The following is a 14,944-nucleotide window of genomic DNA, read 5'->3' as shown; positions in this document are numbered from 1 at the left end:
GCGCGCGGAGCGTCGTTTCAGAGTTCGATCCGCTCGACGAGCGAATCCTCGCCGTTCTCCTTGCTGTTGATGGCGACGATCCGTACCTCCTCTTCGAGCAGCGAGTGATCGACTTTGGCTTTCAACAGCGAGTCGACCTGATAGACGCCCGCGGCGTTGTTCATCCGGATCTCGACGAGCACCGGGGCCCGCTCGCCCTCACAGAGGGCCACGCTTTCGATGGCCTGCGAGGAGATGGTGTTGATCCCACGACCGCCCTTCTCGTAGGGCACGCGCGAACGCCCACGTTCCATATCGAGGCCGTCCGCGATCCGGATGACGCCGGCCTCCCGTGTCAGCGGGATCTCCTCGGTGTGGTGACAGAGGATGGCATGCAGCACCTCGGCTTTCACCCGCACCTGCTCGGGGACGTCATAGAACTCGGGGAGGAACCGGTCGAGGATGTCGGCGGCGATGGGGATGGAGTAATAGGAGTGATCGTCCCGATGGACGACGTGGCCGACGTCGTGAAGCGTCGCCGCGAGCGCGATGATGACCGATTCATCGGCTTCCTCGAGCCCCTGCTGAAGCGCGCCGTTGAACTCCACCCCGCCACGTTTTAACAGCTCATAGAGTCGCAGCGCGCGATCACGGACGATCCGGATGTGTTTCGTCCCGTGATCGTTGTATCCCTTGCGGGTGACGGCGTTCACGTTCTGGGCCTCGAGATAGGTTTCGATCTCCGGATCCGTGGTGATCCGCTCGAGGACCGTATTTAAGCGCTCATCGGGAAACGAGTGATCGGCATCGGGGTCGTACTCACGTCGCTCGACGTGGACGTCGTCGGCGGCCTTGCGCATGGGTGTTGAAGCAGGCCGCCACGGCTTATAAGGGTACGGCGTCGCCGGTGGATCGGTCCTCGGCGCTGTGGCGTAGGCTATCCGTGCTCGCTCCCCTCACGACGCCGCTCCGTCCGCCAGAGGACCACCGAACAGAGAAACCCTATCGTGAGCGCCGCGGCGGTGATCCCGAAGGCGACGCGGTAGCCGAACTCCGTGTATGCGACGGTCCCGCCGACGACCTCGCCGGTTCGATAGGCGTCGAGGGCGGTCCCCATCGCCCACGGGAGGACGGCGGCACCGACGAATCCCGCTGCGTTGACCGTCGCGGTCACCACGCCGCTGGCCCCAGCCGGATACCGCTCTTTCACCACGGTGAGCGTCAACACGCCGGCGCCGACGAGGAACCCGGAGAGCAGATAGACGACCACGATGACGGTGAGGGGCGGACGACCCGTCGCGGCGACGGTGGCGTGTGCGAGCGCGAAGAGCGCGACCCCGGCCGTGATCGGGAGGTGTCTCGTCTCGTATCGATCCGAGAGCCAGCCGATCGCCGGTCCGCCGACGAGCGTCCCGATGGCGCCGATCAGCGTGAACATCGAGGCGGTCTGGACGGTCATGTCGTAGACGACGACGAGGTAGGGAACCCCCCAGAGCCCGATCAACGTAAGGAACGAGCCGTTCACGGCGAAAAAGACGGCCGAGAGGAGCCACTGTGCCGGATCGCGGATCAGTCGGCGGAGGTGTCTCGCGGTCTCCGTGAGGCTTATCGACGGCTGTTCGGGGACGTTATCGATCGGCTTGAGCCCGGCGCTTGCGGGGGAATTCCGCACGAGCCCGTACGCCGCGGCGCCCGAACAGAGCCCGATGAAGGCCAGAAAGGTTATCGACGATCGCCAGCCGACCGCATCGACTGCGACCGCCAGCGGTAACGTCGCGAATATCGCACCGAGCCCCGCGATGGAGGCGGTCATGCCGGTCATCGTCGCGAACTCGTCGGTTCGATACCAGTTCGCACAGAACCGAAGGATCGACACGAAGATCACGCCGCTTCCCAGCCCGATCACCGCCCGGGAGGCAAGCGCGGTCGCATAGCTGTCACCGAGTGCAAAGCCAACGGCACCGATGCTGAGCACGATCGCACCGCCCGTGCCGACGTACCGTGGGCCGACCCGATCGACGAGCACGCCGGTCGGGATCTGCACGACCGCGTAGACGACGAAGAACGCCGCATGAACCGTCCCGAGCTGTGCCGCCGACAGGTCGAATCCCGCCGTCAACTCCTCGGACAGCACGCCCGTCGAGAGCCGATGCAGGTTCACGAGGAGGAAGACGAGCGCCAGCGCGCCCCAGGCGACCCACCGTCGTCGCCGTGGATCGTGGAGGATCGCCTGAAGGACGCCGCGATCGGCCTCTTCAGTCCGTGACAGACTTCCCTCATCTCGTCCATCCGATCGCCCCGTCACGTCGGTAGCCACCCGACGCCGTCGCCTAAGGGTTGGGATCGGGGCGATCCGTTCGGTGGGTATCTCGACGGCCCGGGGGCGACCCCGATCTCCAGTACGGTCGGGAAGTTTCAAGCCACTCCCCGACATACGCGCGAATATGGCATCGAATCCGCGTTCCCGACCAGCCGAGGTGAACGATCCCCGCCCCTGAGGTCGTCGGCGTCGACATCAGCGGCCGCCACGAGGAAGACGGCGAGTATCTAATGGTTGCGGCCGCCGTTCACGCCGTGATCGACTCCTCACGTATCCGGTCGATCGAAGGCATGGGCTTCGCGAGCGTCCGCGAGGGACCGACCCTCGATGCGACCCTCGCGTTGACCGCGGAGGCCGTCGGGAACCTCCCGGAGCCGCCGGATTGTCCGATCGTCTCCGAGGGCGGCGAGTTCTACGGCGAGCCGGCGGAGCTGGTCGCGCTCAGTTTCCGACCCGAGTTTAAATACGTCGAGAGCATAGGTGAACGCGCTACCGTGCAGACTGCCCACCACGCCGCCTACGCCGCGCGGGACCTCCTCCGATGATGAGCGACGAGACCGACGCCGACGCACGCCGAGCCGTCGTCGCGAAGCGGGTCGATTTCGGGGATCCGGACCTGACGGAGATCCGCGACCTCGCCGCCGCGGCGGGCTATACGGTCGTCGGCGAGCTCTCACAGAGCCGAACCGAGGACGCCGCGTTCATGTTCGGCGAAGGAAAGGTCTCGGAGCTTCGCGACCTGGTCATCGCCCGGGACGCAGGGTTCGTGATCATCGACAACGACGTCGGGCCCTACCAGACGTTCAACATCGGCAGCGAGCTGCCCGACGGCGTCGAGGTGGTCGATCGGTTCACGCTCATCCTCGAGATCTTCGGCCAGCGGGCGAATACCCGGAAGGCACAACTACAGGTCGAACTCGCGGAGCTTCGCTACGAGTTGCCGCGCGCCGAGGCGAAAGCGAGCCTCGCGAAGCGCGATGAGCGCCCGGGGTTCATGGGGCTCGGCGAGTACGACGAAAGCGTCGAGCGTGATATCAAGCGGCAGATCTCCGAGATCCGTGACGAACTCGCCTCGATCGCCGAAAAGGAGGAATCCCGCCGGGAGAAACGTCGCGAATCCGGGTTCGACCTCGTCGCGCTCGCGGGCTACACCAACGCCGGCAAGTCGACGCTCATGCGGCAGCTCGCCGCCGAACTCGATGTCGACGAGAACGCCGACCGGCATCCCGACCTCGTGACCACCGCCGAATCCGAGGACATGCTCTTTACGACGCTCGGCACGACCACCCGGCGGGCCGCGATGGAGCGGCGAGACGTCCTGCTCACGGACACGGTCGGGTTCGTCTCGGACCTTCCACATTGGCTCGTCGAGTCGTTCCGATCGACGCTCGATTCGGTCTACCGCGCGGACCTCGTGCTCCTCGTCGTCGACGCGAGTGAATCCGTAGAGGCGATGCGTGAGAAGCTTGTCACCAGCCACGAGACGCTGTACGAGCGCAACGAGGCACCCATCCTCACCGTGTTCAACAAGATCGACCGACTCGCGCCGGGCGAACTCGCGGACAAGCGGGCCGCCCTCTCGGGACTCGCACCGGACCCCGTCGCGGTCTCCGCGCGAACCGGCGCCGGGATCGCGGAGCTGCGTGACCGTGTCGAAGCGGAGCTGCCGCCATGGGAGCGTGAACGGCTCGTCCTCCCGCTTTCGGACGACGCGATGAGTCTCGTCTCGTGGATCTACGACAACGGTCACGTCGAGGAGGAGACATACGCCGAGGATCAAGTGACCGTCGCGTTCGAGGCCAGACCGACCGTCGTCGCGAAGGCGCGATCGAAGGCCGGCGACCTCGCCGCCGTCGAATCGGCCTAAGGAGCCATCCGCGGCCGACCGCCCGCCGACTCACTCGTTCCGCGGGCTGCTCGGATGGTACTCGGTGTCGTATTCGCCGACGGCACCGTCGACGCGGTCGGGGTTGATCCGCCCGGCGAGCAGCATGAAATCGAGGACGGTGAGCGTGAGCATCGCCTCGACGACGGGAACCGCACGCGGCGGGAGGACGGGGTCGTGTCGACCGACGACCTGCACCTCCTTCTCCTCGCCCGTCTCCCAGTCGGCCGAGCGCTGCTTTTTCGGGATGGAGGTGGGCGCGTGCCAGGTGGCCTCCCCGTAGATGGGCTCGCCGGTGGTGATTCCCCCCTGAAGACCGCCATGGTCGTTGCCGACCGGAACCGGATCGCCCGCCTCGCTCACGACGTGATCGAAGGACTCGCCGTCGTCGAACGTCCAGTCCTCGTTTCGGTCCTTGCCGGCCGCGGCGCTGGCCTCCTTCCCGAGGCCGTACTCGACGGCGGTCGTCGCCGGGATGGAAAACATCGCCTGCCCGAGCCGGGCCGGAAAGCTGTCGAACCGCGGTGCACCGAGGCCGCGGGGAACCCCCCGACATTCGAAGTAGATCGAGCCGCCGATCGAGTCGCCCTCGCGCTGATACTCCTCGATCAGCTCCTGCATCTCGGCGGCGGCCTCCGGATCCGCACACCGAACGTCGTTCTCCTCGCTCTGTTCGAGGATCTCCTCGAACGTGACCGGACCGGCCTCGACGTCCCCGATGCGATTGACATGCGCTTTGATCTCGATGTCGTACGGGGAGGCGTCGAGCACCTGTTCTGCGACCGCCCCAGCGGCGACCCAGTTCACCGTCTCACGTGCCGACGAGCGGCCGCCGCCGCCCCAGTTTCGCGTCCCGAACTTCGCGGAGTAGGTGTAATCGCCGTGGGAGGGGCGTGGAGCGGTGACGTACGGTTCGTATTTACCGGATCGGGCGTCCTTGTTCTGGATCACCATCCCGATCGGGGTACCGGTCGTGTAGCCGTCCTGGATCCCGGAGTTGATCGTCACCTCGTCGGGTTCACCGCGCGAGGTCGTGATCATCGATTGGCCGGGCTTTCGCCGGTCGAGCTGTGCCTGAATGGCTTGCTGATCGAGTTCGACGCCCGCCGGAACGCCCGAGACGGTCACGCCCATCGCCTCGCCGTGGCTCTCGCCGTAGGTGGTCACCTGAAACAGCCGACCGAACCGATTCCCGTTCATACCCCTACCTATGGGCGGGGGCATTTAGGGGTTACAGTCGGCGGCAGCGGTTACAGTCGGCGGCAGCGGTTACAGTCGGCGACAGCGGTTATGCCTCGGGTCGGACTCCCAACTCGACATCGACGGTCTCTTCCTCGCCGTCACGCCACACCGTCACCGCGAGGTCGTCGCCGGGATCCGTCTCCAGCGCGAGGTATCGCGAGAGGTCGTCGGTCGTTGCTATCTCCTCACCGTCGAGCGCGGCGATGGTGTCGCCGCCGGTGGGGACGGGGGCCCCCTCGACGACGACCTCCTCATCGTCTCCACGCAGGAGATCCGCGGATGGTCCCGTCCCGTCCACATCGACGATGTACACTCCGCGCATCTCGGGTAGGTCGTTCGCCTCGGCGAGCAGGGGGTCGACCTCGACGATGCTCACCCCCATGTGTGAGTGTTCGAACTCGCCGGTCTCGATCAGTTCCGGGACGACCCGGTTCAGCAGGGCCGCCGAGACGCCGAACCCGATGTTTTCGCCCTGTGTCGCGGTCGCGACGCCGACCACGTTGCCGTCGAGGGTGACGATCGGCCCGCCGCTGTTGCCGGGGTTCAATGCGGCGTCGGTCTGGATCGCGTCCGCGATGGAGAACTGGCCGGCCTCGGTCACCTCCCCGGGGATCGTCCGATTCGTCCCGCTGATGATCCCCTGTGTGGCGCTTCCCGACAATCCGAGCGGGGAGCCGACGACGAGGACGTCCGTCCCGACCGGCGGGATCGACTCCGCGACCGGCAGCGGTCCACCCGGTAAACTTCCGTCCGTTTGAATGACCGCGAGGTCGCTGAACGGGTCGCGGCCGACAACCTCGGCGTCGAGCCACGTCCCCTCCGCGGTTTGGACCCGGATCGCGTCGGGTTCGGCGAGGACGTGATCGTTGGTCACCAGCATGTCGTCGGTGTATCGAAACCCGGACCCCTGTCCCGCCTCGCCGCCCTCGTCGCCGCCGAAGAAACCGCCCGCACCCTCCTCGACGTAGATCTGGATCCGGGCGACAGATGGAGAAACAGCCTCGTACACCTCGCCGTAATCGATCGCCGAATCCACCTCGACCCGAGCCGGGTCGGTCGGTTCCGGGGGCTCGTTAGCGGCATCGACCCCGAGGCGTCCACCGTCGCCGGTCGGGGCCAGACAGCCGGCAAGGGCGGTTATGGCGGCGCCGCCGAGCCCGAGAAATCCACGTCGCGTCCGTTCCATGGACGACCGTGGGGGCGGATGGGGTTAAGGGATCGGCCACATAGCGTTAAGCGGTTGGTCGGATCGGGTTGGCCGGACGTCCGCGACTCGTTTCGGCCGAACCGTCAAGTTACGTGCCGACCGAATACGTGTATGGACCGAGCCGCGGTAACCCTCGATGATCCCGTCTCCATCGGCGGGCTTCGACTCCGTAATCGGCTCTATCGCGCACCCCTGTTGGAATGTGCCGGCAACGGACCCGACGCGGTCGACACGCTGATCGCCGACCTCGAACCGGCGGCCGCGTCCGGGGCCGGGCTCATCCATCAGGGGGCGACGATCATCAGCGGCGAGGGCGGCTGTGCGGCTCCGGGAATGACGCGGGTCCACGATCCGGCGTTCATCGAGGATCTCTCCCGACTCACGGAGACGATCCATACACACGGCGCGCGGATCGCGATCCAGCTCGAACATGGCGGGTTGCGGTCGATGGAGGTCTGGCACGCGGGCTACCGGACGGAACATCCCGATCTCGATCAACTCGCCGTCTCCCGGCCGCCATGGCCCCTCCGCCTCCTCGACCGCGTGGGATTTCTCGATCTGTCACCACACGTCCTCTCGACTGCGGAAGTCGAGGAACTCGCCGCCGATTTCGGTCGGGCGGCGGCGCGGGCGGTCGATTCCGGCTACGACATGGTCCACATCGCCGGCGCGAACATGGGGATCGTCCAGCAGTTCCTCTCGCCGTTTTATAATCGCCGCGACGACCGGTTCGGGATCGACCCGGACGTCGGCGCCGGCGTCGCGTTCCTCGAACTCCTTGCCGAGGAGATCCGCGAGCGTGCGGGCGACGTACCGCTTATCACGAAGGTACCCTCGGAGCGACCCACGTTCCCGGGTATCGGTCCACATCTGACCGACGTGGACGCGGTCCGCGTCTGTGAACGGCTCGAAAAGGCCGGGTACGACGGGGTCGTTCCCGTCCGGACGAGCGTGTTCTGGGATATGAGCGTCGTGCGCGGCGAGTTTCCGACGGCCGCGTGGCGCGAGCCGCGATTCCGTGACGGCTATCGCGAGGCGTTCGGGTCGCTTCCGCGCGCGGCCGCGGTGGCGATAGGCAACTGGATCGAGTCGTTCGCGTACGACTTCGAGCCGGGCTGGAACCGCTCGCTCTGTCGACGCGTGCGTGAGCGGGTAGGCATTCCGGTTCTCTGTGAGGGTGGCCTTCGTGAACGCGCGGAGATGGACGACACGCTCGACCGAGACGCGGACCTCGTCGGCATGGGCCGCCCGTTTTATGCGGAGCCCGAGCTTCCGGCGCGGCTCCTCGGCGAGGTCGACCCCGGCGTTCGGGCCGTCTGTGAGAACTGTAACAACTGTGCGGTCGCACAGGCCGCCGGGGAGTCCGGGGTCTGCCGGACGCCGTCGGTGTTGATGCACGCGGGGCGGCTTCGGAAACACGGCGCGTACGATCGGAGCGCGTCGACAAACGACGACGGGCGTTTATAAACATCGCCGCCGTACCGCCTGCCAGTGCGAAAACAGCTCACCTCCGACCTCGGCGTGTATGCTCTCTCGGGGCTCTTCTCGCTCGTCGTGTTCGTCGTCGCGCTGCTCGTCCTTTCGGCGACGCTTCCGGGTGGGCTCGGGGATCGGCAGCTCGTCGGCCTCGTCGTCGGCTACCTCCTCTTCGTCGCGGTGTATGCGGCCGCGTGGTTCATTTATACCGGAATCGACGCCCGCGAGGAGGTGTGATCCCGACGCACGCCCCCGACGCAACCGCCATCCTTTATGAACTCCCCCGAGTACCGGCGATATGGACCAGTTGCGGCAGTCGCTCCTCGACGCACCGATCATCGAGAAAGGCGAGTACCAGTATTTCGTCCATCCGATAAGCGACGGGGTTCCGATGCTTGAGCCCGAACTGCTCCGGGAGATCGTCATTCGGATGATCCGGAAAGCCGACCTCGAAAACGTCGACAAGATCGTCACGCCGGCCGCGATGGGCATTCACATCTCGACGGCGCTCTCGTTGATGACCGACATCCCCCTCGTCGTCATCCGGAAACGACAGTACGGACTCGACGGCGAGGTGCCGCTGTTTCAGGAGACGGGCTACGGCGAATCCGAGATGTATATCAACGACGTCGAGGCGGGCGACCGCGTCCTCGTCCTCGACGACGTGCTCTCGACGGGCGGCACGATGAAGGCGATCCTCGACGCGCTCACGAGCGAGATCGGCGCCGAGGTCGTCGACGTCATCGCCGTCATCAAGAAGGCCGGCGAGAACGAACTCGACGGCACCGAGTACAACGTCAAAACGCTCATCAACGTCACCGTCGAGGACGGCGAAGTGGTCGTCGTCGACGAGCACGGCGACGGCTGATCGGTGTCGAGCACGGGACAGCAGATCGGTGTCGAGAACGACGACTGAGGCCACTGTTAGAGTCGGCGTGGCGTCGCGTCGGTCATCCCGTGCGCACCGTCGATAACGCACGAACGTCGGCTCCGGTATCGATCACGGGCGTCGAATCACGAACGCCGGTTCCTCGATCCGCTCGTTTTTACACTCCGGGCAGCGGGAGGGATAGTTCACAGGGTCGTCAAAGCGGTCAAACCCGCACTCGCGGCATTCGGGCGGCGCGACGAGAAACTCCTCGTCGTCGAAAACCGACTTCGAGACGTGTTCGAGGTGATCGTACACGACCGGTGTCGGCAGCGCTAGCCGCTCGCCGAGTTCGCTCGCCGTCGCCGGCCCCTCACGAAGACGTTCCGCGATCCGTTGCCGTGTCGTCGCCATAGCCGGGGGATGGCCCGCCCGAATATAAACCCTGATTCGATCGTGGTTGCCGCGCTGGGATCTCCCCCAACTTGACACGGACAAAAGAAGTATAGGGTCGGCGGTCGGGGATAGCGGTATGAAGGCCGTAGTGCTTGCCGGGGGCTATGCGACACGAATGTGGCCGATCACCAAGGACCGTCCGAAGATGTTCCTGCCGGTCGGTGAACACACCGTCATCGACGAGATCTTCGCGGACCTCGAGGCCGACGATCGGGTCGACGAGGTGTTCGTCTCGACGAACGAACGCTTCGAGGAGACGTTCGCGGCATACCTCGACGAGAGCGAATTCGAGAAGCCGACGCTCTCGATCGAAGAGACCGTCGAGGAGGACGAGAAATTCGGCGTTGTCGGCGCGCTCGCCCAGCTCGTCGAGCGCGAGGGCGTCGATGACGACCTCCTCGTCGTCGCCGGCGACAACCTGATCAGCTTCGACCTCGCCGAGTTCACCGACTTCTTCGAGGAGAAAGAAAGCCCGATCCTCGCCGCCTACGACGTCGGATCCTTGGAGCGGGCGAAGTCCTACGGGCTCGTCGAACTCGACGGCGATCAGGTCGTCAGCTTTCAGGAGAAGCCCGACGACCCGAAGAGCACGCTCGTCTCCATCGCGTGTTACTGTTTCCCGGCGGAGACGCTTCCGGATCTCGAAACCTACCTTGCGGACGGGAAGAACCCCGACGAGCCAGGCTGGTTCCTCCAGTGGCTCCAGAGCCGACAGGCCGTCCACGCGTTCACCTTCGATGGCGCGTGGTTCGACATCGGCACGATCGGGAGCTATCTCGATGCCGTCGAGTACGCGCTCGATGGCGAGTCGCTCGTCGACGACGGGGCGACGGTGACGGACTCGGAGATCGGCGACGTCGTCCACGTCATGGACGGCGCGGAGGTCACCGACTCGGCGCTGGAACGAACCGTCGTTTTCCCGAACGCGACCGTTACCGACGCGGATCTGACCGAGACGGTCGTCGACGAACACGCACGACTCGACGGCGTCTCACTGACCGATTCGTTGGTCGGCGAGTACACGTCGGTGATCGAGGACTGAGTCGCGGGCGAAGGTCCCTTTTATCGCTCCCTTTTATGAGCATCGCTCCCGCCAAACTCTCTACTGGCCGATCCGTCTACGCCGGCGGTCGATCCGTCTACGCCGGCGGTCGATCCGTCCACGCCCGCCTCCGCATGGGTGTGGTGATAGCAGTCCATCGCTGGCGTGTTCTCCCCGTCGGTTACGGGATGAAAACAGACCCGCTGGTATCGATCGTTGTCGAGTAAGTTTACGCTGAACCCGCCGGTATGACGTGAGACGGATTCATAGGGTCGGTCACACGTGGGGCAGCGGTCGGGAACGTCGGTTGGGACGTACATGAGGGCGCGGCTAGCGGTGGCTCAGGCCCAGCCGAATAAAACCGATCCGGCGGCCGAACGCTGTCATGTGACGGTCGATGGTGGGGTGACCGGAGGCCAGAGGGCCGCATCATTTAGGCTTCCCGTCCCCGAAGGAGGGACGTGGACGAACTCGTCGTGCGGACGAAGGTGTTTGCGAAGCCCGAAACGGTCTACGAGTTCCTGCTCGATTTCCCGCGATACGGTCGGTACTCGGAGTATTTAACCGAGGTGCGGACGCTCGAAGGCGACGGTGGCCCGGGAACCCGATACGCGCTGCGGTTCGCCTGGTGGAAACTCACCTACACGGCTCACTCGCGGGTGACGGGCGTTGAACCGCCCGGACGGATCGACTGGACCATCACGAAGGACATTGACGCGGGCGGTTGCTGGCGGATCACCCCCCACGAGGGCACCGACGGGACGCCGACCTGCACGGTTTCGCTTGAGGTCGAGTTCGACCCAAGCTCGGCCAGTCCGGACGCGCTCAACCTCCCGCGGCTGGTCTCGTTCGACTGGGTGTTAAAGAAGGCCATTCCGCTCATTCGGACGGAGGCCGAACGGGTCGTCGAGCGCGCGGTTACCGATCTGGAGGGATCGAGACGGGACGTCGAGCTCGACGTCTACGTCGATTCGGACCGGATTTAAAACCGAGGCGGCCCGGCTTGACCGATCTCAATCCTTCCGTTTGACGACGTCGCCGAGGGTCATCGTCCCCGTATTCCCCGTTTCCCAGTCGGCATCGACCTCCCCACCTTCGACGAGCGTGATGTCGAGTTCGCGTTCCAACTTCCGTTGGACCTCGTCGCTCGGGAGGACGTCGCCGCGCTCCAGTTTTCGGATGAGGCTCGCCTTCTCGTTGAGCTGGTTGGCGAGTTCCTCCTGACTGAGTCCGCGTGACTCGCGCGCGCTCCGGATCCGGTCGTCATAGTCGGTCGCGACCTCGTCCATATCGTCGAACATGTCTCGGCGTCGGCGGGTCGTGCCACCGGAGGCGCTCCCGCCGGACGCACCTGACGACCCCGATGAGCCACTCGACGCGCGACCGGAGCTGGACGTCGTCGAGTACTTGCTCCCGCCCGACGAGCCCGTGTCCTGACGGACCTCGGTTCCGAAGTCCGTACAGGAGCTACACAGCTCCAGCTCGGCACCTTCGACCTTCGTGGTCGTTAACGAGGACTGCTCGGCGCCACACATTTCACACTGGGGCATACGCGACGCTAACGCTCCCGGTCGTATAAAGGGTACGCCGCCGGTCCGATGACCGTCCCATCGCCGCGGCCGGTAGGAACTTACCCTTTCGGACGGCAGGGTGGAACATGGACGTACACGTAACCTCCTCGACGGTCGGGGGAAGCGCCCGGGCGCCGCCCTCGAAGAGCTACACCCATCGCGCGATACTCGCCGCGGGATACAGCGACGGCGCGACGGTTCGATCGCCGCTGGTCTCCGCGGATACCCGGGCGACCGCGCGGGCGGTGACCGCCTTTGGTGGACAAGTGGAGCGCGATGACGGAGCCGACACGTTCGAGGTCGCCGGGTTCGGCGGTCGCCCGACCGTCCCGGACGACGTGATCGATTGTGAGAACTCCGGGACGACGATGCGGCTCGTCACGGGAACCGCGGCGCTCGGTGACGGCGGCACGGTGTTGACCGGGGACGGGTCCCTCCGCTCGCGGCCGCAGGGACCGCTCCTCGACGCGCTCGGGGATCTCGGCGTTCGTGCGGAGTCGACCCGTGGCAACGGCCAGGCACCGCTCGTCGTCTTCGGCCCACTTTCGGGCGGGGAGGTCGCGATCCCGGGCGACGTCTCCTCACAGTACGTGACGTCGCTGCTCATGGCCGGTGCCGTGACCGAGGAAGGGATCGACGTCGAGTTGACGACCGAGTTGAAATCGGCCCCCTACGTCGACATCACGTTGGAGCTGCTGGCCGACTTCGGCGTCGAGGCGACGCCAATGGGCAGCGAGACCGCAGAGGGGGCCCGTGGGTTCTCCGTGCCCGGCGACCAGCGGTACGAGCCGACGGGGGGCAGCTACGCTGTGCCGGGGGATTTCTCCTCGATCTCCTACCTCGTCGCGGCCGGTGCCGTCGCTGGCGAGGGCGACGCGGGTGTACGGATCGAAGGGGCTCGGCCGAGCGCACAGGGGGATTCCGCCATCGTCGAGATCGCCGAGCGCATGGGCGCGTCGATCGAGTGGAACCGCGACGACGGCGTGATCGCCGTCGAACGCGCCCCGCTCTCGGGCGTCGAGGTCGACGTCGGGGACACCCCCGATCTCCTCCCGACGATCGCGACGCTCGGGGCGATCGCCGACGGTGAGACACGGATCGTGAACTGTGAACACGTCCGGTATAAAGAGACCGACCGTGTTTCCGCGATGGCCGAGGAGCTCGGCAAGCTCGGCGCGGAGACGACTGAGGAGCCGGACGTGTTGACGGTCCACGGCGACGAGAGCGACCTCGTGGGCGCCACCGTGGACGGCCGTGGCGACCATCGGATCGTGATGTCGCTTTCGATCGCGGGGCTCGTCGCGGAGGGGACCACGACGATCCGCGGCGGCGAGCACGTCGACGTCTCATTCCCCGGTTTCTTCTCGACGCTTACGGATCTCGGCGCGACCGTCGAGACCGACGCCTGAACGGAATACCGTTAGCTCGGGGGCAACTTACCCCTCAACTTCGAACGGGTTCGTCACTTCGATCGTCTCCTCGCGGTCGGGACCGACGCCGACGGCGTAGACGGGCGTCTCCGTCTCCTCGGCGAGGAACGAGAGGTACGCCTTCGTCGCCTCGGGCAGCGCGTCGTAGCCCTCGGCCGCGACGGTCGTCCAATCGACCTCCTCCCACGTATCGAACTCGCGGTAGATCGGCTCACAGCGCTCCCACCGCTCCGTCGAGGTCGGCACCGTATCGATCTCCTCGCCGTCGAGTTCGTAGGCGGTACAGACCTTGAGTTCTTCAAGCCCCGCGAGCACGTCGACGTGATTCACCGCGAGCCCCGTGAATCCGGAGACGCGGGCGGCGTGGCGAACCATCGGGAGGTCGAGCCAGCCGATCCGTCGGGGTCGACCCGTCACGGTCCCGAACTCGCCGCCCTTCTCGCGGATCTCGTCCGCGAGCGCCTCCTCGTCGGCGTCGCCGTCGAGCTCCGTCGGCAGCGGTCCCGCACCGACGCGCGAGAGGTACGCCTTCACGATCCCGACGACCTCGCCGGAACCGACCGTCGTGATGCCGGTTCCGGAACCCACCGCGGCCGCGCCGGCGGTCGGGTTCGAGGAGGTGACGAACGGGTAGTTCCCGTGATCCACGTCGATGTGGGTGCCCTGTGCACCCTCGAACATGATCCGGTCGCCCGCCTGTGCGCGGCGATAGAGGTAGTCCGAGCAGTTCACGGTCATCCCCTCGTCGGCGAGCCGTTCGCCGACGGCGACGAACTCCTCGAAGAGCGCGTCGACGTCGAACGCCGCCTCGTTTTCGGATCCCTGGATATCGAGGCCGTAAACGCGCTCGACGAGCGCGCGCTTCTGCGGGACCGCGTATTCGAGTTTCGCACGGAGGACATCCGGTTCGAGGAGGTCCGCGACGCGCACCCCGCGTCGGCCGGCTTTGTCCTCGTAGGTCGGGCCGATCCCGCGGCCGGTGGTGCCGACCTCCTCCCCGGCGTCGTCGTCGGCCTTCACGGTCTCTTCGATCCCGTCGAGCACGCGGTGATACGGGAGGATGACGTGGGCCCGGCGCGCGACCCGCACGTCGGGGTCGAGCCCGCGCTCCCTGAGTGTATCGAGCTCCTCGAACAGCGTGCGTGGGTTGACCACGCAGCCGTTGCCGAGGATCCCGACTTTGCCCCGAACTGCGCCGCTCGGCACGAGCGACAGCTTGTACTCGTCGCCGCCCTCGACGACGGTGTGGCCGGCGTTGTCGCCGCCCTGATAACGGACTACGACGTCCGCGTCCCCTCCCCACCGGTCGACGAGCGCGCCCTTGCCCTCGTCTCCCAGTTGGGAGCCGACGATGGTGACAGTCATACCGGTCCCCCGTTCCAAGCGGGGGGTAAAACCGATTACGGTCCGTGGCGGCCGAGACGGCACGACCGTGGATCGGTCCCTCGCTGCGGGCCCGAACCTCTCA

15 protein-coding genes are annotated in these 14,944 nt (G+C 66.1%); 8 read left to right on the top strand and 7 right to left on the bottom strand.

All coding sequences use genetic code 11. The features are described 5' to 3' along the window. Nucleotides 1-17: 17 nt before the first annotated feature. Both CHB65_RS04000 and CHB65_RS03995 read right to left on the bottom strand, forming a co-directional pair. Nucleotides 18-839 carry an HD domain-containing protein gene (locus CHB65_RS04000; protein WP_089383766.1) on the bottom strand — a complete coding sequence of 274 codons (822 nt, stop codon included), beginning with the start codon at nt 837-839 and terminating at the stop codon, nt 18-20. Between the two features lie 77 nt (nt 840-916). Then, the gene (locus CHB65_RS03995) at nt 917-2,206 is read right to left on the bottom strand and encodes an MFS transporter (protein ID WP_394335405.1); all 1,290 of its coding nucleotides are present in this window, start codon (nt 2,204-2,206) and stop codon (nt 917-919) included. Nucleotides 2,207-2,493: 287 nt separating this feature from the next. Between CHB65_RS03995 and CHB65_RS03990 the strand changes: the two genes are divergently transcribed. Next, a complete protein-coding gene (locus tag CHB65_RS03990) occupies nt 2,494-2,844 on the top strand; it encodes a DUF2209 family protein (RefSeq protein ID WP_281251547.1) in 351 nt (116 codons plus the stop codon). Next, nucleotides 2,844-4,166 carry a GTPase HflX gene (gene hflX / locus CHB65_RS03985; RefSeq protein WP_089383763.1) on the top strand — a complete coding sequence of 441 codons (1,323 nt, stop codon included), beginning with the start codon at nt 2,844-2,846 and terminating at the stop codon, nt 4,164-4,166. The genes CHB65_RS03990 and hflX overlap by 1 nt, the downstream gene beginning before the upstream one ends. Before the next feature lie 30 nt (nt 4,167-4,196). Here the strand turns inward: hflX and aroC are convergent, their stop codons facing one another. Next, a complete protein-coding gene (aroC, locus tag CHB65_RS03980) occupies nt 4,197-5,384 on the bottom strand; it encodes a chorismate synthase (protein WP_089383762.1) in 1,188 nt (395 codons plus the stop codon). A gap of 88 nt (nt 5,385-5,472) precedes the next feature. Beyond that, a complete protein-coding gene (locus CHB65_RS03975; RefSeq protein ID WP_089383761.1) occupies nt 5,473-6,612 on the bottom strand; it encodes a S1C family serine protease in 1,140 nt (379 codons plus the stop codon). 132 nt (nt 6,613-6,744) lie between these two features. Here CHB65_RS03975 and CHB65_RS03970 point away from each other — a divergent pair, with 132 nt between their 5' ends. The 3 genes from CHB65_RS03970 (at nt 6,745) to hpt (ending at nt 8,977) form a co-directional block, all read left to right on the top strand. Then, nucleotides 6,745-8,100 (top strand): oxidoreductase, encoded by a 1,356-nt coding sequence (locus CHB65_RS03970; RefSeq protein WP_089383760.1) that lies wholly within the window; start codon nt 6,745-6,747, stop codon nt 8,098-8,100. A 24-nt stretch (nt 8,101-8,124) separates the two neighbouring features. Beyond that, the gene (locus tag CHB65_RS03965; RefSeq protein ID WP_089383759.1) at nt 8,125-8,346 is read left to right on the top strand and encodes a hypothetical protein; all 222 of its coding nucleotides are present in this window, start codon (nt 8,125-8,127) and stop codon (nt 8,344-8,346) included. A gap of 61 nt (nt 8,347-8,407) precedes the next feature. Further along, entirely contained in the window at nt 8,408-8,977 is a 570-nt protein-coding gene (gene hpt, locus CHB65_RS03960; protein ID WP_089383758.1) for a hypoxanthine/guanine phosphoribosyltransferase, read from the top strand. A 132-nt stretch (nt 8,978-9,109) separates the two neighbouring features. Here hpt and CHB65_RS03955 read toward each other — a convergent pair whose 3' ends face one another. Further along, on the bottom strand, nt 9,110-9,391 hold the full coding sequence (locus CHB65_RS03955; RefSeq protein WP_089383757.1) for a transcriptional regulator: 282 nt from the start codon (nt 9,389-9,391) through the stop codon (nt 9,110-9,112). Nucleotides 9,392-9,509: 118 nt separating this feature from the next. On the opposite strand from CHB65_RS03955, the gene CHB65_RS03950 reads away from it, so the two are divergent. After that, nucleotides 9,510-10,475 (top strand): sugar phosphate nucleotidyltransferase, encoded by a 966-nt coding sequence (locus CHB65_RS03950; protein WP_089383756.1) that lies wholly within the window; start codon nt 9,510-9,512, stop codon nt 10,473-10,475. Between the two features lie 461 nt (nt 10,476-10,936). Then, nucleotides 10,937-11,461, top strand: a complete 525-nt coding sequence (locus tag CHB65_RS03940) for a type II toxin-antitoxin system RatA family toxin (protein WP_089383755.1) — start codon at nt 10,937-10,939, stop codon at nt 11,459-11,461. A 27-nt stretch (nt 11,462-11,488) separates the two neighbouring features. On the opposite strand, the gene CHB65_RS03935 is transcribed toward CHB65_RS03940, so the two are convergent. After that, on the bottom strand, nt 11,489-12,025 hold the full coding sequence (locus CHB65_RS03935) for a multiprotein bridging factor aMBF1 (RefSeq protein ID WP_089383754.1): 537 nt from the start codon (nt 12,023-12,025) through the stop codon (nt 11,489-11,491). 107 nt (nt 12,026-12,132) lie between these two features. Here CHB65_RS03935 and aroA point away from each other — a divergent pair, with 107 nt between their 5' ends. Next, a complete protein-coding gene (gene aroA, locus CHB65_RS03930; RefSeq protein WP_089383753.1) occupies nt 12,133-13,455 on the top strand; it encodes a 3-phosphoshikimate 1-carboxyvinyltransferase in 1,323 nt (440 codons plus the stop codon). Nucleotides 13,456-13,482: 27 nt separating this feature from the next. Here aroA and CHB65_RS03925 read toward each other — a convergent pair whose 3' ends face one another. Continuing rightward, a complete protein-coding gene (locus tag CHB65_RS03925) occupies nt 13,483-14,841 on the bottom strand; it encodes an adenylosuccinate synthase (RefSeq protein WP_089383752.1) in 1,359 nt (452 codons plus the stop codon). Nucleotides 14,842-14,944 lie beyond the last annotated feature (103 nt).

Source organism: Halorubrum vacuolatum (genome assembly GCF_900188065.1).
GTDB classification, from domain to species: domain Archaea; phylum Halobacteriota; class Halobacteria; order Halobacteriales; family Haloferacaceae; genus Halorubrum; species Halorubrum vacuolatum.
Note: the sequence above shows the minus strand (reverse complement) of the source record. Positions and strands in the feature narration are given on the sequence as shown.